At 67.0% G+C, this 24761-nt stretch carries 24 protein-coding genes; 6 read left to right on the forward strand and 18 right to left on the reverse strand.

Annotated elements, in window-relative coordinates:
• Positions 1 to 2 precede the first annotated feature (2 nt).
• The 3 genes from coaE to GK109_RS21255 form a co-directional block, all read right to left on the reverse strand.
• Positions 3 to 1217: a dephospho-CoA kinase gene (coaE, locus tag GK109_RS21245; protein ID WP_370460746.1), complete on the reverse strand. Its 1215-nt coding sequence runs from the start codon at positions 1215 to 1217 to the stop codon at positions 3 to 5.
• A 144-nt stretch (positions 1218 to 1361) separates the two neighbouring features.
• Complete coding sequence (locus GK109_RS21250; RefSeq protein ID WP_157242379.1) at positions 1362 to 1760, reverse strand: hypothetical protein; 399 nt, start codon at positions 1758 to 1760, stop codon at positions 1362 to 1364.
• Positions 1761 to 1782: 22 nt separating this feature from the next.
• Entirely contained in the window at positions 1783 to 2007 is a 225-nt protein-coding gene (locus tag GK109_RS21255) for a hypothetical protein (protein WP_157242380.1), read from the reverse strand.
• A 157-nt stretch (positions 2008 to 2164) separates the two neighbouring features.
• Here GK109_RS21255 and GK109_RS21260 point away from each other — a divergent pair, with 157 nt between their 5' ends.
• Both GK109_RS21260 and GK109_RS21265 read left to right on the forward strand, forming a co-directional pair.
• Positions 2165 to 2854: a YigZ family protein gene (locus GK109_RS21260; protein WP_370460747.1), complete on the forward strand. Its 690-nt coding sequence runs from the start codon at positions 2165 to 2167 to the stop codon at positions 2852 to 2854.
• Positions 2838 to 3350 (forward strand): GNAT family N-acetyltransferase, encoded by a 513-nt coding sequence (locus GK109_RS21265; protein ID WP_157242381.1) that lies wholly within the window; start codon positions 2838 to 2840, stop codon positions 3348 to 3350. The genes GK109_RS21260 and GK109_RS21265 overlap by 17 nt, the downstream gene beginning before the upstream one ends.
• A 127-nt stretch (positions 3351 to 3477) precedes the next feature.
• Here GK109_RS21265 and rpsA read toward each other — a convergent pair whose 3' ends face one another.
• The 3 genes from rpsA to polA all read right to left on the reverse strand — a co-directional run bounded on the left by rpsA (position 3478) and on the right by polA (position 9261).
• A complete protein-coding gene (gene rpsA, locus GK109_RS21270; protein WP_157242382.1) occupies positions 3478 to 4956 on the reverse strand; it encodes a 30S ribosomal protein S1 in 1479 nt (492 codons plus the stop codon).
• 271 nt (positions 4957 to 5227) lie between these two features.
• Positions 5228 to 6526 (reverse strand): GNAT family N-acetyltransferase, encoded by a 1299-nt coding sequence (locus tag GK109_RS21275; RefSeq protein WP_370460748.1) that lies wholly within the window; start codon positions 6524 to 6526, stop codon positions 5228 to 5230.
• 50 nt (positions 6527 to 6576) lie between these two features.
• Positions 6577 to 9261, reverse strand: coding sequence for a DNA polymerase I (gene polA, locus GK109_RS21280; protein WP_157242383.1), 2685 nt, complete (start codon positions 9259 to 9261; stop codon positions 6577 to 6579).
• A 193-nt stretch (positions 9262 to 9454) separates the two neighbouring features.
• On the opposite strand from polA, the gene GK109_RS21285 reads away from it, so the two are divergent.
• Together GK109_RS21285 and GK109_RS21290 are read left to right on the forward strand one after the other, a co-directional pair.
• On the forward strand, positions 9455 to 9931 hold the full coding sequence (locus GK109_RS21285; protein WP_197432526.1) for a PaaI family thioesterase: 477 nt from the start codon (positions 9455 to 9457) through the stop codon (positions 9929 to 9931).
• A 72-nt stretch (positions 9932 to 10003) separates the two neighbouring features.
• Complete coding sequence (locus GK109_RS21290) at positions 10004 to 11500, forward strand: HNH endonuclease signature motif containing protein (protein WP_157242385.1); 1497 nt, start codon at positions 10004 to 10006, stop codon at positions 11498 to 11500.
• Positions 11501 to 11519: 19 nt separating this feature from the next.
• Here the strand turns inward: GK109_RS21290 and GK109_RS21295 are convergent, their stop codons facing one another.
• The 5 genes from GK109_RS21295 to GK109_RS21315 all read right to left on the reverse strand — a co-directional run bounded on the left by GK109_RS21295 (position 11520) and on the right by GK109_RS21315 (position 14940).
• Positions 11520 to 12074 (reverse strand): dihydrofolate reductase family protein, encoded by a 555-nt coding sequence (locus tag GK109_RS21295; RefSeq protein WP_157242386.1) that lies wholly within the window; start codon positions 12072 to 12074, stop codon positions 11520 to 11522.
• A gap of 43 nt (positions 12075 to 12117) precedes the next feature.
• A complete protein-coding gene (locus GK109_RS21300) occupies positions 12118 to 12339 on the reverse strand; it encodes a hypothetical protein (protein WP_104997881.1) in 222 nt (73 codons plus the stop codon).
• A complete protein-coding gene (locus tag GK109_RS21305) occupies positions 12336 to 13637 on the reverse strand; it encodes an anion permease (RefSeq protein ID WP_370460749.1) in 1302 nt (433 codons plus the stop codon). The genes GK109_RS21300 and GK109_RS21305 overlap by 4 nt, the downstream gene beginning before the upstream one ends.
• A gap of 152 nt (positions 13638 to 13789) precedes the next feature.
• On the reverse strand, positions 13790 to 14296 hold the full coding sequence (locus GK109_RS21310; protein ID WP_157242387.1) for an HAD domain-containing protein: 507 nt from the start codon (positions 14294 to 14296) through the stop codon (positions 13790 to 13792).
• A gap of 209 nt (positions 14297 to 14505) precedes the next feature.
• The gene (locus GK109_RS21315) at positions 14506 to 14940 is read right to left on the reverse strand and encodes a VOC family protein (RefSeq protein WP_157242388.1); all 435 of its coding nucleotides are present in this window, start codon (positions 14938 to 14940) and stop codon (positions 14506 to 14508) included.
• Positions 14941 to 15069: 129 nt separating this feature from the next.
• Here GK109_RS21315 and GK109_RS21320 point away from each other — a divergent pair, with 129 nt between their 5' ends.
• Complete coding sequence (locus tag GK109_RS21320; protein ID WP_157242389.1) at positions 15070 to 15690, forward strand: L-threonylcarbamoyladenylate synthase; 621 nt, start codon at positions 15070 to 15072, stop codon at positions 15688 to 15690.
• Between the two features lie 63 nt (positions 15691 to 15753).
• Here GK109_RS21320 and ligD read toward each other — a convergent pair whose 3' ends face one another.
• The gene (gene ligD / locus GK109_RS21325) at positions 15754 to 16776 is read right to left on the reverse strand and encodes a non-homologous end-joining DNA ligase (RefSeq protein ID WP_197432527.1); all 1023 of its coding nucleotides are present in this window, start codon (positions 16774 to 16776) and stop codon (positions 15754 to 15756) included.
• Between the two features lie 68 nt (positions 16777 to 16844).
• On the opposite strand from ligD, the gene GK109_RS21330 reads away from it, so the two are divergent.
• A complete protein-coding gene (locus GK109_RS21330) occupies positions 16845 to 17522 on the forward strand; it encodes an alpha/beta family hydrolase (protein WP_157242390.1) in 678 nt (225 codons plus the stop codon).
• Positions 17523 to 17580: 58 nt separating this feature from the next.
• Here GK109_RS21330 and GK109_RS21970 read toward each other — a convergent pair whose 3' ends face one another.
• From GK109_RS21970 to GK109_RS21355, 6 genes are all read right to left on the reverse strand, one after another.
• Positions 17581 to 17733, reverse strand: coding sequence for a hypothetical protein (locus tag GK109_RS21970; protein ID WP_197432528.1), 153 nt, complete (start codon positions 17731 to 17733; stop codon positions 17581 to 17583).
• Positions 17734 to 17887: 154 nt separating this feature from the next.
• On the reverse strand, positions 17888 to 20548 hold the full coding sequence (gene hrpB, locus GK109_RS21335; protein ID WP_157242391.1) for an ATP-dependent helicase HrpB: 2661 nt from the start codon (positions 20546 to 20548) through the stop codon (positions 17888 to 17890).
• Between the two features lie 60 nt (positions 20549 to 20608).
• Entirely contained in the window at positions 20609 to 21115 is a 507-nt protein-coding gene (locus tag GK109_RS21340; RefSeq protein ID WP_157242392.1) for a hypothetical protein, read from the reverse strand.
• 64 nt (positions 21116 to 21179) lie between these two features.
• Positions 21180 to 21548, reverse strand: a complete 369-nt coding sequence (locus tag GK109_RS21345) for a hypothetical protein (protein WP_157242393.1) — start codon at positions 21546 to 21548, stop codon at positions 21180 to 21182.
• Positions 21549 to 21703: 155 nt separating this feature from the next.
• Positions 21704 to 22642: a 5'-3' exonuclease gene (locus GK109_RS21350; protein ID WP_157242394.1), complete on the reverse strand. Its 939-nt coding sequence runs from the start codon at positions 22640 to 22642 to the stop codon at positions 21704 to 21706.
• A gap of 107 nt (positions 22643 to 22749) precedes the next feature.
• A complete protein-coding gene (locus GK109_RS21355; protein WP_157242395.1) occupies positions 22750 to 24756 on the reverse strand; it encodes a VWA domain-containing protein in 2007 nt (668 codons plus the stop codon).
• Positions 24757 to 24761 lie beyond the last annotated feature (5 nt).

Genomic DNA, 24761 nt, shown 5'->3' on the forward strand with positions numbered 1-24761 from the left:
CTTCAGGACGCGTACGACGGCGGCGCCCAGCCGGTCTCCTCGGCCCAGGCGGACATGAGGGGCCAGGCAACGTCCGTGAACCACGGTTCCTTGGCCTCTGCGTACGCCCTGGTGCCCGCCGACCCGGCGAAACGTCCAGCAAGGCCTGCCTTATGCCGTGCATACAGCGTGCGTGCGGACGGGTCGGCACGCAGCCAGTCCCGGAACATCAAGGCATAGCGCCATCCGGGCGAGCCGGCAACACGGACGTGGATGTTGACCGGACGCCCGGGGTCCGCGTTGGCATGGAACCGTTTCTGCCACTGCCCGGGATCCGGCGCCGGCGGCTTGGGCGTATCGGACCCGGCACCGGGCACCACGGGGAACCCGGCTGCCGCCAGCAGGGGTGCAGCAGTGTCTGCAACGTCCAGGCCGGAAACCGCAACCTGCAGGTCTATGACGTTCTTGGCAGCGAGCCCGGGGACGGACGTGGAGCCAATGTGGTCCACCGCCAGGATGAGCCCGGGGGCCGCGGTCTTCAGCCTCGCGGAGATCCTGGCCGCCTCCTTGGCCCATTCCTCCCGATACGGCTCCAGGACAGGACCGCAGTTCCTCGGCGCACGCCTGCCCGCGGCGAGGTTGCGGGCGAAGGGCACCAGCCGGTCGTCCCAGAGCCGGTCCACCTGGTCCAGCAGGTGCTGCACGCTGCCGGAGTTGTCCAGGACGACGTCGGCCGCGGCCAGCCGTTCCTCCCGCGTTGCCTGCGCAGCCATCCGCGACAGTGCAGCTTCGCGCGTCATCCCGCGGTGCTCCAGCATTCGCTGGAGCCGCACGTCGTCCGGCGCGTCGACCACCACCACAAGGTGGAAGTCGCTCCCCTGTCCGGTTTCCACCAGCAGGGGAATGTCCTGCACCACGACGGCATCTCCTGCTGCAGCTTCCACGATGGCGGCCGCACGCGAACGGACCAAGGGGTGGACGATTCCATTCAGCACGGCGAGCCGTGCCGGATCTCCAAAGACCAGGTCCCCGAGCCTGGGCCGGTCAAGGCGGCCATCCGGGCCAAGGACATCCCGGCCAAACTCAGCCACAACGCTGTCCAGGCCCTCGGAGCCCGGCTCCACCACTTCCCGCGCCAATGCATCAGCATCCACCAGCACCGCGCCGCGTTCCTTCAGGCGCAAGGCAACCACTGATTTTCCTGAGGCGATGCCGCCCGTCAACCCGATCTTGAGCACTCCCCCACCCTAATCCCCCGGTCCGGGTCCAGGTTCAGGTCCGGTCCAGGTCCACGGCGCGTCTCCTGTGGTGCCATGGACCGGACCCGGCCGGAATTCATCCGGACAACCGCCCCGGCGCCCGGGGGTCATGCCCTAACAGTTCTAGTACATATGGCCCAGGGCGTATTGGTTAGCCGTGATGCGGGAGCTGGCGCCAAGAAAGTCGCCGAGCTGCTGCAGGGTGCGGATTTCCTCTTCACCGTAAGGCGCGGCTATCGAGTGTGCCTGCAGGTCCCTCGCGCCATCCGCCGTCGTCGAAGATGCATTCGCGGGCGCGGCAATCACTCCTGAGAAACCGGCTGCGGCAACAGTTGCGATGGAAAGGAACAGCTTCCTCTTTTTGGTTCCATCAGACCGCTTGCCATCCACTGACGCAGGTCCGGCCATGTGGGCAGAAATCCGGTGATTTCCTTTGGATGTGAACAATGTACTGCTCCTTTCTTGCGGTGCCACCCCGGATGGATGACAGGGTTTTTTCCTGACCGTCTTCGGTTCAGGCATTGCTCCGGATTCGGCGAAGAGTTCAGTAAGGCGAACCGGCCCTTGGCGCCAGGAGGTCCTCCAGGGCTGCCGGGTTGGACTTGGTGCGGTCCACCAGGCAGTCCGGCCAAATCTCTTCAACCCAGTTGTTGCCGTAGGCGGAACCTGGGGTGCCGCGCCGGCCAGGCTGCGGAAGGATTTCCGGCGATTCAATCCGGAAAAGACCTGTTTGATGCGTGCTGCGGCTTGAGGCTTCTACCCGCTTCATGGTCAGGCTCTCCCTTTCCTGTTCGGAATACTCTGCTGGTTCCGTTTCCTGGTGTTCCCAGATTCCCGCTGACGCCTTAATCGATCCTTAATCACGAGCCGCAACCCCTACTCCAGCCGTTGCCGGGCCGGGGGAACTTGGGCCTAGACTGGGCCGGGTGCAAGAGGAAGACAGCAGGGCCACGGGTTACACCACCCTGGCGGCCGGACCCGATTTCCGCCACGAGATCGAGATCAAGCGCTCCCGGTTCATCACCGTCCTGCGCCGCGCCGGCACCGAAGAACTGGCACGTGACCTGGCCACCGGCCTGCGCCGCGAATTCCATGACGCACGCCACCACTGCTCAGCGTTCATCATCGGCGCGGACCGGAACATCCAGCGCTCCAATGACGACGGTGAGCCCTCGGGGACGGCCGGCCTTCCGATGCTTGAGGCCCTCGCCAAAAGGGAGACACTCCCCGGGGTGGCCGACCTCAGCGACGTCAGTGCCGTCGTCGTGCGCTATTTCGGTGGCGTCCTGTTGGGTGCCGGAGGCCTGGTGCGCGCCTACTCGGAGTCCGTCTCCTCGGCGCTGTCCCTGGTGCCCATGGTGCGCCGGAGCAGGTTGCGCATCGGTGCCGCCGAAGTGCCGCACGCTGCTGCCGGCCGGCTGGAAAACGACCTGCGCTCCGCGGGATTCGTGATGGCCGGGACCAGCTACGCCGCCGGGCACACCGTCCTGCGCGTGGCCGTGCCGGACGAGCCCGCAGCCATTGCCGCTGCGGCCGGGCGCGTGCAGCTCCTCACCGCCGGCAGCGCCGCCCTGACGATGGAAGGAACGGAGTGGGTGGATGTCCCGCTTGCCTGACGTGTCCCTGCTGGACGTCGACGAACAGGTGCTGGAACAACTCCTGGACCTAGCCAAGCGGGACGCCTCGCCGGATGAGGTGGCTCCCCCGCTCGGCGGCCCGGGCTGGAACCTGGAACGGACAGCCTGGTTCTTCACTTACCACCGCGCCGCCGCGGAAGGCCTCGACGGGACGGCCGGCGAGAAATCCTGGGGCATCCTTGCCGATGGCGCCCTCGCCGGCTCCATCCGGCTCAAGCGCGTAGATGCCGGCACCGCACGGGACACCGCGGAGACCGGGATCTGGCTCGGCAGGAGGTTTCGGGGCCGCGGCATCGGAAGCGCTGCACTTCGCCTGGTCCTGGCTGAGGCCCGCAACGCCGGAATCGCCGAGGTGACCGCCCGCACGCTAGCCGGAAACCCCGCCGCCCAGCGGATCCTTGCCGGCGCCGGCGCCACTCTCACGCCTGACGACGACGGAACTGTCCGCGCCGTCGTCGCACTCCCAACTGACTAGCAGCAAGCGCACCAAAAATCGCGTTTGGCAGCGCTAAGTGCCAGTCAGTTGCTGCTTTAACGACAACGGGCCCCCGCGTTTGCGGGGGCCCGTTGTGTCAGCCCGGAAAAGTCCGGACCGTTGGCACTTAGTTGCCGGTCAGCTTCTCACGCAGGGCGGCGAGAGCCTCGTCGGATGCAAGCGTACCTGCACCGGTGTTGGACTCAGCAGCCGGCTCCGAGGAGTAGCTGGTGGTGCCGGAGTCGCTCTCACCGGACGTTGCAGCTGCAGCGTCGTCGGCAGCGTGCTGGGCAACCTGCTTCTTGTGTGCTTCCCAGCGGGTCTGGGCGTCAGCGTACTGCTGCTCCCAGGCGGCGCGCTGGTTCTCGTAACCTTCAAGCCACTCGTTGGACTCGGGATCGAAGCCCTCGGGGTACTTGTAGTTGCCCTCTTCGTCGTACTCTGCGGCCATGCCGTACAGAGCGGGATCGAACTCGGTGCTGTCGGCGTCGACGCCCTCGTTGGCCTGCTTGAGGGACAGCGAGATGCGGCGGCGTTCCAGGTCGATGTCGATGACCTTGACGAACAGCTCGTCACCAACGGAGACAACCTGCTCTGCCAGCTCCACGTGGCGGACAGCCAGCTCGGAGATGTGGACCAGGCCTTCGATGCCGTCTTCGACGCGGACGAACGCACCGAACGGAACGAGCTTCGTGACCTTACCCGGGACAACCTGGCCCAGGGCGTGGGTGCGGGCGAAGGTCTGCCACGGATCTTCCTGCGTAGCCTTGAGCGACAGGGAGACGCGCTCGCGGTCCAGGTCGACCTCGAGAACCTCGACGGTGACTTCCTGGCCAACTTCGACAACCTCGGACGGGTGGTCGATGTGCTTCCAGGACAGCTCGGAAACGTGAACCAGGCCGTCTACGCCGCCCAGGTCCACGAATGCACCGAAGTTGACGATGGAGGAAACGACGCCGGGACGGACCTGGCCCTTTTCCAGCTTGTTGAGGAAGGTGGAGCGGACCTCGGACTGGGTCTGCTCGAGCCATGCACGGCGGGACAGCACAACGTTGTTGCGGTTCTTGTCCAGCTCGATGATCTTGGCTTCGATCTGCTGACCGATGTACGGAGCAAGGTCGCGCACACGGCGCATCTCGACGAGGGATGCGGGCAGGAAGCCGCGCAGGCCGATGTCGAGGATAAGACCACCCTTGACGACCTCGATGACGGTACCGGTGACGACACCGTCTTCTTCCTTGACCTTCTCGATGTCGCCCCAGGCACGCTCGTACTGCGCGCGCTTCTTGGAGAGGATCAGGCGGCCTTCTTTGTCTTCCTTGGTGAGCACCAGGGCTTCGACCTGATCGCCAACGGAGACGACGTCTCCGGGGTCAACGTCGTGCTTGATGGAAAGCTCGCGGGAGGGGATGACACCTTCGGTCTTGTAACCGATGTCGAGCAGGACTTCGTCGCGGTCGACCTTGACGACGGTACCTTCGACGAGGTCTCCGTCATTGAAGTACTTGATGGTCGCGTCGACTGCTGCGAGGAAGTCCTCAGCGGTACCGATGTCGTTAATGGCGACTACGGGGGTACCGGGCTTCTCGGTGGAGGTGATGGTCATGTAGTAGGGGCTCCGTTGTGGATAGTTAGTCGGTCAGGCAAACCGGCGCGCCCGCGTTATGGAACGCAGGCGCGATTTGCGGTGAATCCGACGGATCCTCCGGGTCATCCTGATTTTGTGGATTGCTGAGAATATATTTAACTGCAAATACGTGCACGTAGTACACGCCCGTTTATTCTAGTCGCTGCCCGCAACACGGGTCAAAAGCGGCGAGGCAGGGCACGCGCATGACGCGGCCACCCGGGAAGGGGACCCCAGGCTGCCAGTGACCTCAGAAGTGGGTAAGGCAATGCGTCGAGCGCTCGACGGCGAACATCTGCCTGGCCTTCAGCGCGGATCCGGCCGTGTGCTCCCGGACCTTGCCCGCTGCCGCCAGCGTGACCGGACTGACCCCGCCGACGTACATCGAGGACAGCGCGGAGACGTCCAGGGTCAGGTCCGCCTCCGCCGTCTCCGGCAGGCGCTCGACGGCGGCCTGGCCGCCGTCGACGGAAAGAGCGTACGTTCCGGCCGTGAGGCCGAGCGGATCCAGGACTTTCAGCGCCAGGCGGCCTCCTGCCGGGTAGTGCCGCCCGGCCAGTGCCTTCGGGACATCGAGGATGCGCAGCCAGAGCATGTCCCGGCTGTCCGAGGAGTCGATGCAGCGCGGATCGTCCAGGGCCCAGGCCAGCGGGTCGTCCAACGGGGCTTCCGTCCAGGACACGCGCTCCACCAGATCGATGGCGCCAAGGAACTGCCAGAGTTCCAGGTAGGCATCATTGGTGCCGGCCAGCAGGTCCACCACTTCCACGGTGTAGGGCTCGGTGTCCCAGCCGAGGAACTTGTAGGAGACGTAGCCGTCGATGGTTCCGGCGGGCCCGTAATGGAGCGCCACCTTGATGGCGGGGTCCTCCTTGCCGTCGCGGCCGAGCGAGCCCGACGCAAGCTGCCGGTACCAGTCCTGCCGCCCTACGGACCCCGGGGTCAGCCGGTGCACCCGGTCGAAGACTTCCGGAGCCAGCTGCAGCAATGCCTTGGGATCAGCGACCTCCACGGTGCCGGCGGGCTGGTGCGGCAGGCTGAACCGCGCGGTGGTGTCAACCTTGATGTTGCGTTCAAAGCTGGCCACGCCGTAGCCGAACCGGCCATATATGGTTCCCTCTGACGCGGTCAGCGCCGCCACCGCAACCCCGTCGTCTTTCGCGAGCTGCAGGTCCTCGCTCATCATCCGCCGCAGCAGGCCGCGCCGCCGGTGCGAGGTGCGGACGGTGACAGCGGTGACCAGGTGGGCTTCCACCAGGTGCCCGAAGCCGACGTTGAGCGTGTTGCGCATGGTGCCGAAGGTGGCCACCGGCACGTCGGCGGGCAGCGACGACGGCGCTACCGGGCCGGTTTGGTAGGCGCCGGTGAGGACGCGCCGGTCGGCCTCATACGTCTCAAGCGTCTTCGCGACGTGTTCCGGCGTCCGGGTGGATTCGTGGAAGCCGAAGGACACGGCGCGGCTCCAGGTTTCGGCCTCGGCGTAACCGTCCTTGCCCTTGGACACAGCGTCAAAGCGCCGGATTTCATAGTTTCCACTCAGATCAGCCACGCACCTGAGCCTAGCCAAGATCCCCGGCGCCTGGCCAGCATCAACACCCGCTAGTGGCCGGCGTCGTACCAGCTGGGGCCGACGCCGATCTGGACCTCCAGCGGGACGCTCAGGTCCGCGGCGGCGGCCATCTGCTCGGTAACCAGCTTCTCCACGGCCGCGCGCTCACCGGCTGCCACTTCCAGGACCAGTTCGTCGTGGACCTGGAGCAGCATCCGTGATTTCAGCCCCTGCGCTTTCAACTCGGCGTGGACTCCCAGCATGGCGCGCTTGATGATGTCCGCGGCCGAGCCCTGGATGGGACTGTTCAGGGCAATCCGCTCGGCGTTCTCCCGGAGTTGCCTGTCCGTGCTGGTGAGGTCCGGCAGGTAGCGCCGGCGTCCCTCGATGGTTGCGGTGTACCCGTCAATGCGGGCCTGGTCCACCACGCCGCGGAGGTAGTCGCGGACAGCGCCGAACCGGTCGAAGTAGTCCTTCATGAGGGTCCGTGCCTCATCGACGGAGATCTCCAGCTGCTTGGACAGGCCGAACGATGTCAGGCCATAGGCCAGGCCATAGGACATTGCCTTCACCTTGGAGCGCATGGCGCTGGTGACCTCTTCGGTGGGCACATGGAAGATGTTCGAGCCGACGAACCGGTGCAGGTCCTCACCGTCCCTGTAGGCCTGGATCAGGCCCTGGTCACCGGACAGGTGGGCCATGATGCGCATTTCGATCTGGGAATAATCGGCGGACAGCAGGCACTCATAGCCCTCCCCCACCACGAAGATCCCGCGGACCCGCCGGCCTTCCTCGCTGCGGATAGGGATGTTCTGCAGGTTCGGGTTGTTGGAGGAGATCCGGCCTGTCGCTGCCACATTCTGGGCGTAGGTGGTGTGGATGCGGCCGTCCTCGGCCACGGACTTCTTCAGGGATTCGAGCATCTGGCTCAGCTTGGCGGCCTCCCGGTGCGCCATCAGCTGCACCAGGAACTCGTGCCCCGTCTTTTCCAGCAGGTTCTTCAAAGATGCGGCGTCCGTGGTGTAGCCCGACTTGATCTTCTTGGTCTTGGGCAACTGGAGTTCCTCGAACAGGACCGTCTGGAGCTGTTTGGGAGAGCCCAGGTTCACCTCATGCCCGATCGCCGCGAACGCTTGCTCCTGCGCCTGGTCGATGACCCGGGCCAGATCGGCGATCTGGTCATCCATGCGCGCCATGTCAATGGCAATGCCGGCGAGCTCCATGTCGGCGAGGACACGGCTGACCGGCAGCTCCAGCGTGGACAGGAGCTCCTCCGCCTTGCGCTCCTTGAGTTCGTCCTCGAAGTAGCGGCTCAGGGCCAGCACGACGGCGGCCGCCTGGACCAGTGCATCGGCGGCGGCGTCGTCCTCGCCGTCGAAGGAGAGCTCCAGCTGGCCTGCCTTGGCCGTGGCGGCAGGGATCCCCACGTTGAGGTGGTGCTGGGCCAGCTCCGCGAGTTCGTAGGTGCGCCGGTCCGGCTGGATGAGGTAACCGGAGATGGAGGTGTCATCCACCACGCCTTCCAGCTCCAGTCCACGGGACGTCAGGGCTTTCAGTGCGGCCTTGAAACCGTGCAGGACCTTCGGCGCTTCCGGGTCCCGCAGCCAGCCGGCCAGGACGTTCTCCGACTCGGCGTCCTGGCTTGACAGGTCGACATAGGCGGCAGCGCCGTCCCGGACAATCGCCAGCGCCGCGGCGTCCTCGCCGATGCGGCCGGGGACAAGGTCGACGGAGACGGCGGAGCGCTGCCCCGCGCCGGCGTCGAGGAACGCTGACAGCTCCGCGGCACTGCCCGGCACGACGTATTGCGGCGTGTCGATGCTTTCCCGTTCCGCGGCAGGCTTGTCCGCATCGCCGTAGAGCGCAAAGAGCCGGCTGCGGATGGTCTTGAACTCAAGCTTGTCGAACAGGTCCTCCAGGGCGGCCTGGTCCGGCCGCGGCTGGTAAAGGTCATCCAGCGTGACGGGAAGCTCAAGGTCCGTGTGCAGCTGGTTCAGGCGGCGGTTCCGCTTGACGGCCTCGACGTTTTCGCGCAGCGCATCGCCCACCTTCCCGCCAATCGCATCCAGGTGCTCCAGGACGCCGTCGAGCCCGCCGTAAAGATTGATCCACTTGGCGGCCGTCTTGGGCCCGACCCCGGGCACGCCGGGGAGGTTGTCCGCCGTTTCGCCCACCAGCGCAGCAAGATCCGAGTACCGGCTGGGGCTGACGAAGTACTTCGCCTCAATGGCAGCGGCATCCATCCGCGGAATGTCGCTGACGCCCTTCCTGGGGTACAGCACAAAAACGTTGTCGGTGATGAGCTGGAACGCATCGCGGTCCCCCGAGACCAGCAGCACTTCGTACCCTGCTTTTTCTCCCATGGTGGCGAGGGTGGCAAGAATGTCATCTGCCTCGTAGCCGGGCATTGTGATGGTCTTGATGCCCCAGGCCTTCATGACCTGCGCAATGAGGTCGATCTGGTTGTTCATCTCCCGCGGAGTCTCGTTGCGGCCACCCTTGTATTCGCTGTACTCCGTCTTGCGGTGGGTGGACTCGTCCGAAACGTCGAAGGCCACCGCGATGTGGGTGGGCTGCTGCTCCTTGATGAGGTTGATCAGCATGGAGGTGAATCCGTGAATGGCGTTGGTGTGCTGCCCGTTCGTGGTTGAGAACTTGTCCGCGGGCAGCGCAAAAAACGCGCGGAATGCCATGGAATGTCCGTCCAGCACCAAAAGGCGCGGCTGTCCCGTCATGGGAACCACCGGGGCTTCCGTCGCAGAAACCGAGCCACTGGCCTGTGCCGGGACATTGCCCCGGCCTGCGCCTTCCCCGACTGCAGCGTCCTCAAGGGTGGCGGAACCCTGCGGTGCTTTGTCCTCCTGCAAGGTTTGGGACGGGAAAGGGGCCGGTTTGGTTGTTTCACTCACAGGTGCCAGCCTAGTTGCCATGATGGACAATTTCACGCCCGGCCCTTTCGCCGGGGAGCTTGCGGCCGCCGGAATCCCTGAGCATCTGCACGGTTGGCTGGGCCGGTTCGGGATCGGCGCCCTGGTGGTGAAAATGGGGATTCACTTCCTGGAAATGAGTCCCGAGCGGAGCGTTGCCACCATGCCCGTGGAGGGCAACACCCAGGTTGCGGGCATTCTGCATGGCGGCGCCCACGTAGTGCTGGCGGAGACCCTTGGTTCGTTTGCCGCGGGGATGCACGCGGGACCGGACCGCCACGCTGTCGGCATCGAGGTGAATGCCACGCATCACCGCTCCATTGCGGCGGGCACTGTAACTGGAACCTGCACCGCCATCCACCTGGGCAGGACCCTGGCCACCCACGAAATTGTGATTACGGACGGGCAGGGCCGCCGGCTGTCCACCGCCCGTATCACGAACATGATCCGGGACAACGTCCCGGCCCGGCAGGAGTAGGGCGAGTCCCCTTTTCGATCCTGTGCCCTTCCCGGCCCCAATAATGTCGTACCCTCGCGCGATGATTTTGGTATGGGAAAAGCGGCGGTGGCGAAGGCGTTTGCGGACATGAATGCCGCTCTTGCCGTGCTCATGGCCGAGGCGGACGGGTGCGGTTCGGAGCCGTTTTCCGCTGCTGATCCGCTGGCCGGGCTGGCCGACGGGTGCCTGGACATCCTTGCCGGGGCCGCCGGGGTCCAGGCCAGAATTGCTGGGCTGGTGGTCAGCGCTGCAGGGACTTACGCCGAAACCGCCCGGGCGGCCGCCCCGCCGGACCCGCCCGTGCAGGCGCTCGAAAGGGCTATCGCCGCCGAGATCAGCTGTGTCATGGCCATCGGTGACCGGGCAGCCGGAGCCCTGCTGGCCCGCTCCCACGCCCTGACCACCTCCCTGCCCCGGACCCTCGCAGCCCTGCACAACGGAACCATCTCCTGGCAGCACGCCACCGTCATGGTGGACGAGGCCGCCACCCTTGACCCCGCCGGCGCCGCCGCCCTGGAAGCCCACTTCCTGGACCCTGACACACCAAAACCCGCCACCGCCGCCCCGATCGGGGAGATCCCCGCGTACAGGTTCCGGGCCAAGGCGCGCACCTGGCGCGAACGCCACCACGCCGACTCCATCGAACAACGCCACGCCAAAGGGGTTTCGGACCGGCGGGTCGAATACCGGCCCGACCAGGACGGGATGGCCTGGCTCTCCGCCTACCTGCCCGCCCACCAGGCCACGGCCCTCTGGAACAAGCTCACCGCGCTCTCCCGGACCATGCAGGGACCAAACGAGCACCGCACCCTCACCCAGCTCCGGGCCGATAGTTTCGCCGAAGGGCTCCTCAACACCGGCAACACCAGCGGCGTTACCGGTGCACCCGGTGCTGGCGACGGCGGCGAGGGAACCGGTCCAAACCAAGCGCCAGTCCGGGCCGAGGTGCTGGTCACCGTGCCCGTGTTCGCCCTGCTCGGCCTGACTGATGAGCCGGCGATGCTGGACGGGTACGGACCCATCCCGCCCTCCATGGCCCGGGACCTCGTCGCGACCGGGGCGGATTCGTTCCACCGCGTCCTGGTGGACCCGCGGGACGGGGCGCCGCTGGAAATCGGCCGCACCAGCTACCGGGTCACCAAAGCCATGCGGAACTGGCTCAGGCTGCGCGACGGCAAATGCCCCTTCCCCGGCTGCAGCAACCACTCCCTCGACAACGAAGCCGACCACCTCCTCGCCTGGCACAACGGCGGCACCACAGGAGTCTCGAACCTGGGACAGCCTTGCCCGAAACACCACAAACTCCGCCACACCAGCGGCTGGAAACCCACCCCGGCAACAAAAACCGAACCACCCGGCTGGACCTCACCCGCCGGCCGCCACTACACAAGCGAACACCAGGACTGGGAACCACCCAAGTGGCCAGATCGGGCTGCGGAAGTGAAACGCCTGGAAGGATCAATCGCAGGCTGTACGGACTTCGCCTACATCGGGCTCTCCCCGGGAGAAGATGCCCTCGAGCAGTTCCTGCACGCCCGCGACGGATGAACGTTGGTTGGCCTTCCGCTCAGGAGCCGGCAATTCCGTCCAGCCGGTACCGCAGCTCCACGATTCCCCTGCCCATGGTGCGCGAGGCCACCAACTCGAGTGGCGGCGTCGGGCCTGCCAGCGGAAGCAGCCGCTTGCCATCTCCCAGTACCACCGGGATGACGGAGAGGATAAGTTCGTCGAGCAGTCCGGCCGAAGCGAACTGGGCGGCGAGGTTCCCGCCGCCCACCACCCAGATGTTCTTGCCGCCGGCGGCCCGTTCGAAGTCTGCGAGGAACTCGGTGACTTCGCCGCGGACGAAGGTGATGTCGGAACCTGCCGGAGCCGTGTACTCATGCCGGGTGAACACGTAGGAGGGTGTGCCAGGGTAAGGCCAGTTGCCCGGCTCGTGCTCCAGGAGCCAGGCGTAGGTTCCGCCGCCCATGACGATGCAGCCGACATCTGCCATGAACGACTCGTAGCTTTCCTTGCCGCCCTCAAAACCGTCGAACTGCAGGAGCCAGCCCAGGTCATCGGTGGGCGTGGCAATAAAGCCGTCCAGGGACGCGGCGACGAAGTACTGGATACGTGGCATGGAGCCAGCCTAGCCAACGGCATCAGCGCCTGCCAGAGGCAGGTCAGCCGGAAAAGTACGGAATGATCAGGTACAGCCCGAAGAGCACTGCCAGGCCGCACAGGCCGAAGCAGACGTATGCGAACGCACGCTTGGTTCCTGGGGACACCTGCTGCGGGTCACCGGCGATGGCGGTCAGCCTGACGCCCAGGGAGTAGAGGACCACCACAGTCACAGCGGCCGCCAGGGTGGCACCGGCTACGGTCAGCAGTTCCAACCACTTCATCGTTGGGCATCCTTCGTGTCGACGGCTTCGGCTTCCGACTGGGTGCCGGCTTCGGTTTTGTTGGTGGGCTGGGTGTTTGGCTCGGCCTGGGCGTTTGCCTTGGATTTGGCGCGCGCACGGGCACGTGCCAGGGCCTTCTTCTTGGCAAAACGGACGGCTTGTCCGGCTTCTTCCACCTCGATGGCGTTGTGATGGCCGACGGCGGACTTGCGTGAGTAGAAGAACATCAGCAGCACGGCTGCGGTGCCGGCAACGGCGGCAATCAAAACGCCAACCACGCCCGTCTTGACCAGGAGGGCGGTCAATGCCCCCACAATTCCGGCGGCGGGAAGGGTGAACAGCCAGCCCAGGGCGATCTTGCCCACCATGTTCCAGCGCACGCTGGTTCCCTTGCGGCCCATGCCGGAGCCGATGACGGAACCGGAAGCAACCTGGGTGGTGGAGAGCGCAAAGCCGAGGTGTGAGGACGCAAGGATGGCAGACGCCGTGCTGGTCTCCGCCGCGAAACCCTGGGCGGGCTTAACCTCGGTGAGACCGGCACCCATGGTGCGGATGATGCGCCACCCGCCGGCGTACGTGCCGATGGCGATGGCCAGGGCGCAGGCTGCAATAACCCAGAACTGGGGTCCTGAGCCGGCCTCCTGGGTTCCGGCGGCAATCAGGACCAGCGTGATGATGCCCATGGTCTTCTGGGCGTCATTGGTGCCGTGGGCCAGTGCAACCAGGCTGGACGTGAAGATCTGACCGGTCCGGAAGCCGCCGCGCTTCTGGGTGAGCTTGCTGCCGGTCTCGGGATCGTGGCGCGAGGTCAGCGCGTAGGCGAGGCGCGTGCAGATGTAGGCAACGACGCCGGCAATAAGCGGTGCGAAGATCGCCGGGAGGATGACCTTCTGGAGGAGGCCTTCAAGGTTGATGGAGTTGAAGCCGATGCCGGCAATGGCGGCACCGATGAGCCCGCCGAACAAGGCATGCGAAGAACTTGAGGGAAGGCCCTTCAGCCAGGTGATCATGTTCCAAAGAATGGCACCCATGAGTCCGGCAAAGATGATGTCCGGCGTGATCTGGACGCCGTCCGATCCCTCACGGATGATTCCGCCGGACACCGTTTTGGCCACCTCCGTGGAAAGGAATGCGCCCACGAGGTTCAGGATGGCTGCCAGCGCCACCGCGGTTTTTGGTTTGATGGCGCCGGTTGCGATGGGCGTGGCCATGGCATTCGCGGTGTCGTGGAAACCGTTAGTGAAATCGAAAAATAGTGCCAGTGCGATAACCAGCGCCACCATGAAGGTGATATCCACCTGTTGCCCAATCTGCAGAGTCGACGTCCAGCAGTTTCTTTTCCGCCGGCTGCCCTGCACAGATAATTCACCAGCTGTTCGCTTGGAATGACTTGTGGCGGTAACCAGACCGGCGTGAAACCTTATCGATCGTACGCGTACCCAACAACAGGTCAAAACAACGGCTGTCCGAGAAACGACCGTATCCGCTCCAGTTCCATGGGCGAGATGCCGCGTCTCGGATCGGGGGAAACGGACAGGATGCGCCGGCCGAGGAGCCTGGCCCAGGCCTGGGCCGCCGCCTCGAATGCCAACTGGTCGTCGATCCAGGCAACAGCCTCAAGGCCGGCGACTTCCACGTCCTCCTGGATGGCGCGAAGCTTCCACCAGCCCTCCCCCGCGGCTGTCCCGCCTGAAGTCAGGTAAGGCCACCGTGCCCCATCCAAGCCAATGGCCGGGCACAGGTACTGCGGGGCAAGTTCCTCCCAGCTGGTGAGCCAGACGCAGCGCACCCCCGGCATCGCGGCAATGCCGTTCAGCCCGTCCACGAGTTCCGGCGCATAGGCCACGGGCAGGAGGCCCGCATCGGCGTACTTCCAGCCGGATCCCCAAGCGCTGGCTCCGGTTGGCCCGAACGGACAAACGACGCCGTCGACGTCGAGATAGAGCGTGCGGGTCATTCCTGATCCGAACCGGGAACCTAGCCCTGCCGGAGGCCCGGTGGCCTGGCAGTGGCGGGCCGCTCATGTTCCGGGCCGGTGAATCTGACGTCTGGCTCCACGCCTACATCCTCGCACCGGCCCGGATTCCCCTCAATGACCCGGGGCTGCTGGGCCTGGGCGAGGACCGTTCAGCGCGCCTGCTTCCCGGCCCGAAAGAAGCTACTGTCCTAGGGTGTTCCCGTGGCAACTTGGGGGTTGTTGACGTTGACCAGCCAGGCCACACCGAACCGGTCGGTGCACATGCCGAAGATGTCACCCCAGGGCGCCTGCTCCATGGGAACGGTCACCGTTCCGCCATCGCCACTGAGTTTCTCGTAGTACCCGCGCAGTTCCGCTTCATCGTCACCGCTGAGCGAGATCGAAATGGATGATCCCGGCGCGTACCCCATGCTGTTCGGCGTGTCCGCCCCCATCAGCACCATCCCCTGGGTGGTGGTCAGCATGCCGTGCATAATCTTGTCCGATTCGGCCGGATCGTCGCTGGCCTGGAACTCGCCGAAAGTGCTGAGGGCCAGGTCGCCGCCGAAGACCGCCTGGTAGAAGGTCATCGCCTCGCGGGCGTTGTCGCGGAAGCTGATATAGGGGTTGAGAGTGGTCGGCATGGTGGATCTCCTTGAATGGGGACGGAACATGGTGGAACCAGACAACATCCTGCCTCAAACGAAGGGCGGGTGGTAGGGGATGCCGAACGGTGGTGCGCAAGGGACCGCCTGGGCCGTAGGCTCAGGGTCATGGCCAGATACTTTGACGTTCACCCCCAGGACCCCCAGCCCCGCGCCATCACCCAGGCAGTCAAGATAGTGCTCGACGGCGGGCTGATCGCCTATCCCACGGACTCCTGCTACGCGCTGGGCGCGCAGATAGGCAACAGGGACGCCCTGGACCGGATCAGGACCATCCGCCGGCTGGACGACAAGCACCACTTCACGCTGGTCTGCCGTGACTTCGCGCAGCTGGGCCAGTTTGTGCACATCGGGAACGATGTCTTTCGGAGCATCAAGGCCGTAACCCCGGGCGGCTATACCTTCATCCTGCCGGCCACCAAGGAGGTTCCGAAGCGCCTGCTGCATCCGAAGAAGAAAACGGTTGGCGTGAGGATTCCGGACAACCGGGTGGTTCAGGCACTGCTCGCGGAGCTCGGTGAGCCGTTGCTTTCGAGCACCCTGCTGCTCCCTGACGAGGATGACCCGCTGACCCAGGGGTGGGAGATCAAGGAGCGCCTGGACCACCAGGTGGATGCCGTGATCGACGCGGGCGACTGCGGATCAGAACCCACCACAGTGGTGGACTTTTCCAGCGGCGTGGCGGAGGTTGTCCGGCGCGGCACCGGGGATCCCTCCCGGTTCGAATAGCTGCTGGCAAAGTGCGCGCGGGTAAGGACTTGGGGCGACGGCGGAGGCTGCCTTCCGCTTCCGCTACTCCTGCTTGCGCGCCCGGCTTGGCTGCACCCTGGGCGGCTCGCCCGGCATCTTGGGGTAGTCCGGCGGGAACGGAAGCTCGCCCAGCCCGGCCTTGAGGTCACGCTCCCACCACCCAAGGAGCGTGTCGATGGTTCCGGGGTTCCTGCCCATGTCCGCCCAGGGGTCACCGAGCGTCTTGAGCCGGTCCGGGACGGTGAGGACGGTGAAGTTCTTCGGATCCACGTTTTCCAGTTCATCCCAGGTGATCGGGCAGGACACCGGGGCGTGGGGCAGCGGCCGGGGGCTGTAGGCGCCGGCGATGGTGCGGTCCCGGTTGGCTTGGTTGAAGTCCACGAATACCCGCTCGCCGCGTTCTTCCTTCCACCAGGCGGTGGTGACCTTTTCCGGCATCCGGCGCTCCAGTTCCCGGGCCGCAGCGATGACAGCGTGCCGGACGTCAAGGAATTCCCGCGCGGGCTCCACTGGCGCGTAAACGTGCAGTCCACGGTTCCCCGAGGTCTTGATGAAGCAGTCTAGGCCCGCCTCGGCCAGGACCTCCTTCAGCGCCAGCGCGGCAGGGATGGCGTCGTCGAAATCGGTTCCCGGCTGGGGGTCGAGGTCGATGCGCAGCTGGTCGGGATTGTCCGTGTTTTCCGCACGGGAGGGCCAGGGGTGGAAAACGATGGTGTTCATCTGCACCGCCCATACGGCAGCTGCGGGTTCATCAAGGATCAGCATGGGATGGGAGCGTGCGCTCGGAAAGACCACCTTGGTGGACCGGACGAACGCCGGCGCACCTTTCGGCGGGTTCTTGGAGAAGAACATCTCGCCGTCGATGGTGCCCGAGAACCTCTGCAGGGCCACAGGCCTGCCACCGTTGGCAGCGATGAACGCTTCCCCGACATCGCAGATGTACTTCGCCAGGTCGAGTTTGGTGATTCCCGGCTCAGGCCAAATGACCCGGCTGGGGCTCGAAATGCGCATTTCCCGCTCGCCGTTCGGCCCCTGGACTGTGATGGTGGTCTGTTCGCTCGCCATGGGGACAACGTACACCCCTGCAACAGGAGGCCGGCAGATTTTGGCGGCCGGTCCGGCATGATGGACGCATGTCAGCTTCTGAAACCGCCCTCAGCATCCCGGTGGGCGAAGTCATGGTCTCCGGCACCTACGCGTGCCCTGACAGCCCGTCCGCCACGGTGGTGCTGGCGCACGGTGCGGGTGCGGGCATGGAGCATCCCTTCCTGCGCGGGTTCACCGACGCACTGAACTCCCTCGGCCTCGCCACCCTCCGCTTCAACTTCCCCTACCGGGAGGCCGGAAGGAAGTTCCCGGACCGCCCACCCACGGCGATCGCAGCCTGGCGGGCAGCCATGGATGCGGCGGCAGGCAAGGCGGCGGAACATGGCGCCACCGGCCGCATCTGGGCGGCGGGCAAATCCTTCGGCGGACGGATGGCCTCGATGGCCGTGGCGGACGGGATGGACGCTGCAGGACTGGTCTACCTGGGGTATCCCCTGCATCCGCCGGGAAAGCCCGACAAAGTCCGGGACGAACACCTCTACGGCATCACTTCACCGATGCTGTTCCTGCAGGGCAGCCGCGACACGTTCGCTACTCCCGGCATCCTGGAGGACGTGGTGCGCCGGATAGGACCCTCAGCTGTCCTGCAGTGGGTGGAGGGCGGCGACCATTCGTTTGCGGTGGCCGGCGTGAAGCGTTCAGCCGCGGAAGTGGGCGCGACCCTTGCAGAGCCGGTGGCTGGCTTCATCCGCGCCTCCGGCTGATTCGCAGCGGCCTTTGACGGGGCCGCTACCCGGAACCAGGCGCCAGGGAGTCCGGGTGTCAGGCGGCCTCCTCGTGCCACCAGCCTTCCCAGGCTGCGGAACTGAGCTGGCCTTCAGGGAATTCGGTTTGTCCGCTGCCGCCGCCGTGTGACCGGCTGTCATCACTGCGCCGGCCGTCGAGCAAGAGGTTAAGGCTGGTGAAGAGAAACATCTTTACGTCCTTCCGTTTCCTGTTGAGGACAACACTGTCCAAGTGGAAACGAGCCTATGCCGTGCATGTTTCAGCGCGTCGACGGTACGTAACGGGCGTGTATCGGAGATCTCACGCGGGGCCGCGGGCCCGGGGAGGCGAACGCGGCAGCGGGCTATTTCCGCTGCTTGGTCCGTGCGGTGGCCGGTGCGGTCCAGGGATCTTCCGGCCACGGATGCTTGGGATAGCGCCCCCTCATCTCGGCGCGGACCTGTGCGTAGGGTCCGGACCAGAAGGATGTCAGGTCGTCGGTGACGGCGAGCGGCCGCCGGGCCGGTGACAACAGGTGGAACAGGACCGGCACCCGGCCATGGACCAGGCGGGGCGTCTCTGCCAGCCCAAAGCACTCCTGGAGTTTGACGGCAACCACGGGCCGTTCCGTCCCCGCTGAAGGTTCCGGATACTCAATCCGCACCCTGGAGCCGCTGGGGACCTCCAGCCATTCCGGGGCGAGCTCATCCATCCTGGCTGCCTCCGGCCAGGGAAGCAGCCGCCGGAGGGGCCCGGTGAGGTCAATGGTGTTGGCGTCCGCACCCCCTGCAAGCGCCTCGAGCTCGGGTCCCAGCCAGTCCTGCAGCCGGACAAGGAGCCCGGCCTCCGACACGTCCGGCCACGGCCCGCCCAGCTCACGGCGCAGGAAGGCGAGGCGGCTGCGCAAGGATGCTGCCGGCGTCGACCATTTGAGGACGGAAAGTCCGTCCTTCTGCAGCACTGCTGCTACCGCAGCCCTCCCCTCCGCGGGCGACGGACGCACGGGAGTGGACGCGAGCCCAATGGCGCCCAATCGCCGGACCCTGCGGGCGGTCACGCGGCCCTGCGTGAAGGCCGCCTCAACAGCCTCAGCCAGAAGGTGTGACGCCGCCGCCTCGGCAAGGCCGGCCGAGAGCGGAGCCGCGGCGCGGATCACGGCACCGGTGCCGGCGGAGTCCCTGCCTTCGGCGCGGGACACCTCGGCAACGGCCAGCCATTCCTGCCCTGCCAAGCTGCTTCCGGCCGGCAAGCCTGCCCGGGTCCCGGATGACAGCAGATAGCGCTCCGGCCCGTCGCCGGGGACCCTGCGTGCCACGCGGTCGGGAAAAGCGAGGGCGACGACGGCGCCCACCACCTCAGTGCCGCCGGTGAGGGCAGGAATCGCGGGAGCTTCGGACAGCGGGCCTGCCTGCCCGGCCAGCGCCTGAAGGCGGCGGCTCTCCTCCGTCCAACGCCGCCCGGCCGGCCCGCTGTCACTGCGCAACTGGGACATGAGCCGCACCAGGTCTGCGCCGGGAGCGCGGCCATCACCTGCCACGGCAGCCACCACCTCAGCCGCCGCCCTGGAGCCGGCCGCTGCCGCGCCGTCGAGCAGGGCACGGGCCAGCCGCGGATCGGCGGGAATGCCGGCGAGGGTCCTGCCTGCGCGGGTGGCCTGGCCGCTGCCGGACACGGCCCCGAGCTCCGCCAGAACTTCCATCGCATCATCCATGGCCTGCTGCGGCGGCGCGTCAGGCAAGGGGAGGCCCTTCCCCCTTGGGGACCCCCAGCACGCCATCAGCAGGGCGGCGCCCGTCAGGTCCGCCACGTTGATTTCCGGGGTCACGTGGGCCGGCGCGGCGCCAAAGGCTTGCTGGCTGTAGCAGCGGACTACGATCCCCGGCCCCTGACGGGCTGCCCGCCCGGCACGCTGGTCCGCCGAGGCCCGGGAGCAGGAGACTGTGACCAGTCCGTTCATCCCGCGGGCAGCGTCACGCCGCGGCTCACGGGCAAGCCCTGAATCCACCACCAGCCGGACGCCGGGGACGGTCAGTGAGGACTCGGCGAGGTCTGTGGAGACGATGATCCTGGCGTTGTCGCCCGGGCGACGGCCGGATACCGCGCGGTCCTGTTCCGCCGGCGCTGCCTGGCCATGGAGTTCCAGCACGTCCGTCCCTGGGCCAAGCAGGCTGCGGAGCCTCGCCGCGACCTGGGAAACCTCCCTCGCCCCGGGGAGGAAGACCAGGGCATCTGTGGCGCTGTTCTGTGCCAGTTCACGCCGGTGGGCTTCCGCGGCCGTCCCGGCCACGAACTCCAGGAACGCGGGCGCTACTCCCCGGCCGTCCAGCCTGGCGGCGGGAGCCGGCCGCCACTCTATGCCCAAGGGATGGAGCGCGGAAGGGCAGTCGACGACGGGTGCCGGCCCGCCGCCGTCGTGGTCTCCCAGCAGGGCGGCAAACCGGGGCGCATCGAGGGTGGCGGACATTGCGACGACGGCCAGGTCGCCGCGCAGCTGGCGGACTTCAGCGAGCATGCCGACGAGCAGATCCGTTTCCAGCCCGCGTTCGTGGACCTCGTCCAGGACCACTGCGCCGGCCGTGGGGAGGTCCGGAGCGGCCAGCAGGCGGCGCAGCAGGATGCCGGGCGTGACGAACTCGATGAGGGTTTCGGGTCCTGCCTGGCGTTCGCCGCGGACGGTGTACCCGATGCGGCTCCCCAGCCGGCTGCTGTCCAGGGCGGACAGCCTGCGGGCGGCGGCACGGGCGGCGACGCGGCGGGGCTGGGTCACCACGACCCGGCCCGGCTGGCCGGTGGCGGACGCAAGGAGGTTTGCGAGGAGCGGCGGCACCAGGGTGGTCTTGCCTGTTCCGGGCGGCGCCTGCACTACTGCCGTTCCTCCGGCACCTGCTGTTCCTCCGGCACCGCTGCGGTCCAGGGCTTCAGCCAAAGCCGCGAGCGAGTCAGCGAAGGGCAGTCCGGCGCCGATGGCCGCCAGGTTGAAGGCCTTGCCGGCTGGCGGCACCTTCAGGCCGCTCGGAGAAGTCATCCCTCCATTTTGCCCGGAACTTCGCTGCCGCCGTGACGGAGGCGCGGACTGACACCGGGATCAGGGCTTTCCCGTACCTTTGGTCCTGCCCCTGGAATCTTTGGCGGCTTCGGGCAGTCCCGGTCCCTGGGGTGCGGATTCGGGCGCCGGGGCGGCGGCGGGCGATTCCGGTTGGGGCGGGACGGGCTGCGACTGCGTGGCGGAGGCGTCCGTGGTGGGGGTTTCGGCTGCGACAGCCGTTGCTTTGGCTGCGGAAGCCGCAGCGGCCTGGGCTTCGATGTGGCGGGTGATCTCGGCCCGGACCGACGACAATGCGGCTTCGATGCCACGATACCTGGACGCCGAGACCAGGCCCCCTGCGGCGGCAGCCTCCAGGTCATTTTCGAGCGCGTCCAGGGCAGCGAGGGCGCCGTCCAGCCTGTTCTCCGCGGCGGCCTGGCTCACGTTGAGCACGCGGATCTGCAAGCCCTGAAGGGTTGCCTCATCCGAGTCGGAGCCGCGAAGACCTGCGGAGGCAAAGAATGCTCCGGCCACCAGGGCGGCAGCTGCGAGTATGGCGGCCAGCACGGTCCAAACCGTCCGCCGCTGGGGCTTCGGGAGAGCCTTCCCCGAGTTGCGGGGCCCTGGAATCTCAGGCGGCATGCTTGCCCTGCAGGGGCAGGACTGCGGCCGGCCGGGGGTACAGGACCGTCACGGCAGTGGTTTCGATTGCGTCAATTGCCGGTGCAGGGACAGCCGCTGCTAGTGTCAGGGCCGCAGCAGGTGCCGCTTCCGGAACTGCTGCCAGGGGTACCTGCGTTGTCCGGGGGGCTTTCCGGAGAACCCGGCGCACGGCTGCGCGAAGTACTGCGGCGAGCAGCTGGCCCAGGCCCACGCCCAAGAGCACGTGACCGGCGAGGTACTGGCCACCATGGCCTGCAGCACCGAAAGGCGCGCTGGCCGCCAGCGCCGCTCCGGCGGCGGCCACCAGGGACCAGATGGCACCAATAACTGCACTCATGTGTTCGACCTGCTCCCGCTTCTCCGACTAATCAGCAAGCTTACTACTAATGGTCAGCAAGCTTACTACCCGATCCGGACTACGCAAGCGGGACGCAAGGGTGAGTGTGCGGCGTGGTGCGTTGAGGGAGCGCCACAAAGAAGGAACTGCAGTCCCTACCGCTGCAGGTCGAGGGCCGCCAGGAGCCGCCGGACCGAGCCGCCCAGGTTCCACTCGCTGGCGAGGCGCTCCAGTTCGGTGCGCGGCTCCCCCGCAACGGGGCTTAGCTTGGCCCCAGCCTGTTCGGGGCTGGGCAGGTCCAGGTCCCGCACGAGCCTGACGACGGCGGGGGCAACCGAGAGGTAGTCCGCGGCGGCGGCCAACCTGGCCCGCACCGGTGCGGACAGTCCGCTGCCGGAATGCCCGGCCGCTTCCAGCAGTCCCTCCAGGGTGCCGTGCTTGAGCAGCAGGGACGCTGCGGTCTTTTCGCCGATACCTGCGACGCCCGGTAACCCGTCCGAGGCGTCGCCGCGCAGGGTCGCATAGTCGGCGTACTGCCGGGGCAGCACCCGGTACTTGGCCACCACGACTTCTTCGGTGATGACTTCAAGGTTCTTCATGCCGCGGGCGGTGTAGATCACCCGGACCTGCCGTTCGTCGTCGCAGACCTGGAAGAGGTCACGGTCTCCGGTCACCACGTCCACGGGCAGGTCCGCGTGGCTCGCGTAGGTGCCCACGACGTCGTCGGCCTCGTGGTCAGGCGCGCCCACGATGGCGATGCCGGCGAGCCCAAGAACCCGGCGGATCATCGGAAGCTGCGCCTCCAGCGCATCCGGAACCACCTCGACGTCCGGTGCGCCCGCGACGGCCTCCGCCACCCGGTGGGCCTTGTAGGTGGGGAGAAGGTCCACCCTCCATTGCGGGCGCCAGTCATCGTCCCAGCAGGCGATCAGGTGCGTTGCCTGATAATCAGTGGTCAGCCGCGCAATCATGTCCAGCAGTCCCCGGACAGCGTTGACCGGTGTGCCGTCCCCGCGCCGGATCGTATCCGGCATTCCGTAGAAGGCGCGGAAGTACAGCGAGGCAGTGTCCAGCAGCATCAGGCGGTCAGGCATACTCCGATCCTCACACGGATCAGCCCTGCGCGGCCATCAGCCCGGGCCACGATTCCGCGGTTCTCCATGCCCGGCGTCCACGACCGGGCACCCATCCCGTGCTGTAACTAGGAGGCCCAGTCGGAGTCTCCGAACGCGCGTCCGCGGAAGTGCGCACGCAGGTACTCCCCCACCACAGCGGCTCCGAGGTCCCCGGCCTCGGGGGCCACCACCCGGCCGTCCACCCGGCGCACCATGCGCTGCACGAACCGTTCCAGGCTGGGGTCGTTGCCCAGCCTGAAGAACGTGGCCTGCGTGCCGGCACGGCCCAGCCGGTCCAGTTCCGCCACCGTCACCCGGATGGTCTCCGGGGCCGGTGGCCAGCAGAACCACGGTTCGCCTTCCGCAAGCAGGTGGGCGGTGGGCTCGCCGTCGGTCACCACCAAGAGGACGGGCTGCATGGAGGGATGCTTGCGGAAGAACCGGCCGGCCAGCAGCAATCCGTGGTGCAGGTTTGTTCCTTGTTCACGCCGGGGAGGCATGGCCGTGAGCTCGCCTATATCCATCGCCTGGGCACAGCGGCCGAACGTGATCAGCTCCAGCCTGTCCCCGCGGAAGCGCGTGGACACGAGGTGGTGCAGCGCCAGGGCAGTGCGCTTCATGGGCACCCACCGCCCCTCGGCGGCCATCGAGAATGAAACGTCCACAAGGAGGACGACGGCGGCCTGGGTGCGGGCCTCTGTCTCGCTCACCTCGATGTCCGCGGGGGTGAGGCGGAGTCCGGCGCCCGGGGTCCCGCCGTCGGCCGCGGTACGGCTGATCGCGTTGGTCAGCGTGCGCGTGACGTCCCAGGGCTCGGCGTCCCCGAACTCCCATTGGCGGCTGGAGCCGGTCTGCTCGCCGGCAGCTCCCGCCACGCGGGTGTCCCTGCGCCCCTGCCTGCCGGACAACTGTTTCGCGGTATCCCGCAGGAGTGACTTCCCGAGCCGCCGCATGGCCTGGGGCGAAAGCCGGAGGTCCCCGTCCGCGCCACGGCGCAGGTACCCGCCGTCCTGCATGGCCCGCTCGATCTCCGCCAGCGTGCGTGCGGTGACGGCCGCGTTCTGACCAAGCTGGCGGGCCAGGGCATCCAGGTCCAGGTCACCGAGGGTTGACCCGTTGTAGGACTGGGAAAGCTGCTCGGCGAGTTCGTCCAGTTCCGCGATGTCCTGCAGGACGCCGGTGCCGTCGCCGAGGCCCAGCCCCTCCTGCCCCTCGAACCGCTCCGACCCGGTCCAGTCCTCTCCGGGACGCAGTGCCCGAAGGGTGTCGTCGAGCCGGTCGAGCTGGGCCATCAGTTCCGGCGACCCGAAAGCCTGTGCGGACAGGCGCATCAGCTCCTCCCGCTGCTCCGGCGACATGGACTGCAGGAGCCGCTGGGCCGCAGCTGCCCGCTTGGCCAGTGCGTCAATCAGCTCCTCCACGGACTGCGGATCTTCCGGGAAGTGGTGGCCGTGCCGCGCCATGAACTCCTGGAAGTCAGCCTCCGTGTCCTGCCCGCGGCGGTGTTTGTCCAGCAGCGTGTTCAGGTCCCGGAGCATACCGCTGACGGCTGCCCGGTCCTCTTCCGTGGCGTTCTCAAGCGCCTGCTTCATCCCGGCGAAGCGCTGGTCCAGGGCCTCGCGGCCCAGCAGGTCCTTGATCCGCTCGTAGGCTTCCCTGGCGGCGCCGGACTGCCAATCATAGGAAGCGAGCCCGTTGACGGCCGCCGCGGTGGATTGGGGCAGGTTCTGGAGCTGCATCTCCCGGAAGGCACGGTCCGTATTGTCCATCATCGCGTCGCGGGCGAGTTGTTTGCGTTCCTCCAGGAGGGCGGTATCCAGGAGCTGCCTGACCTCGCTGAGGGTTCCGTCCAGCCGGTGCCTGCCAAGCAGTTCACTGCGGCGCTGCTGGACGCGCCGGGCGAGGTCGTCCAGGCCTTCCCGGCGCCGGCCGCCGCGCCGGAGGAATTCCTGCAGGGCGTGGCGGGGTGAGTAACCTGCCATCACGTCGTCGGCGACGGCGTCCAACGCCTCCGCCAGGTCGACGGGCGGGGCAAGGGGATCGGGTCCGCCCGTGTACCGGCCGTACCTGGCGGAGTGGTGGTGGCTGTCCATGGTGC

Source organism: Pseudarthrobacter sp. GA104 (assembly GCF_009741265.1).
Lineage (GTDB): Bacteria > Actinomycetota > Actinomycetes > Actinomycetales > Micrococcaceae > Arthrobacter.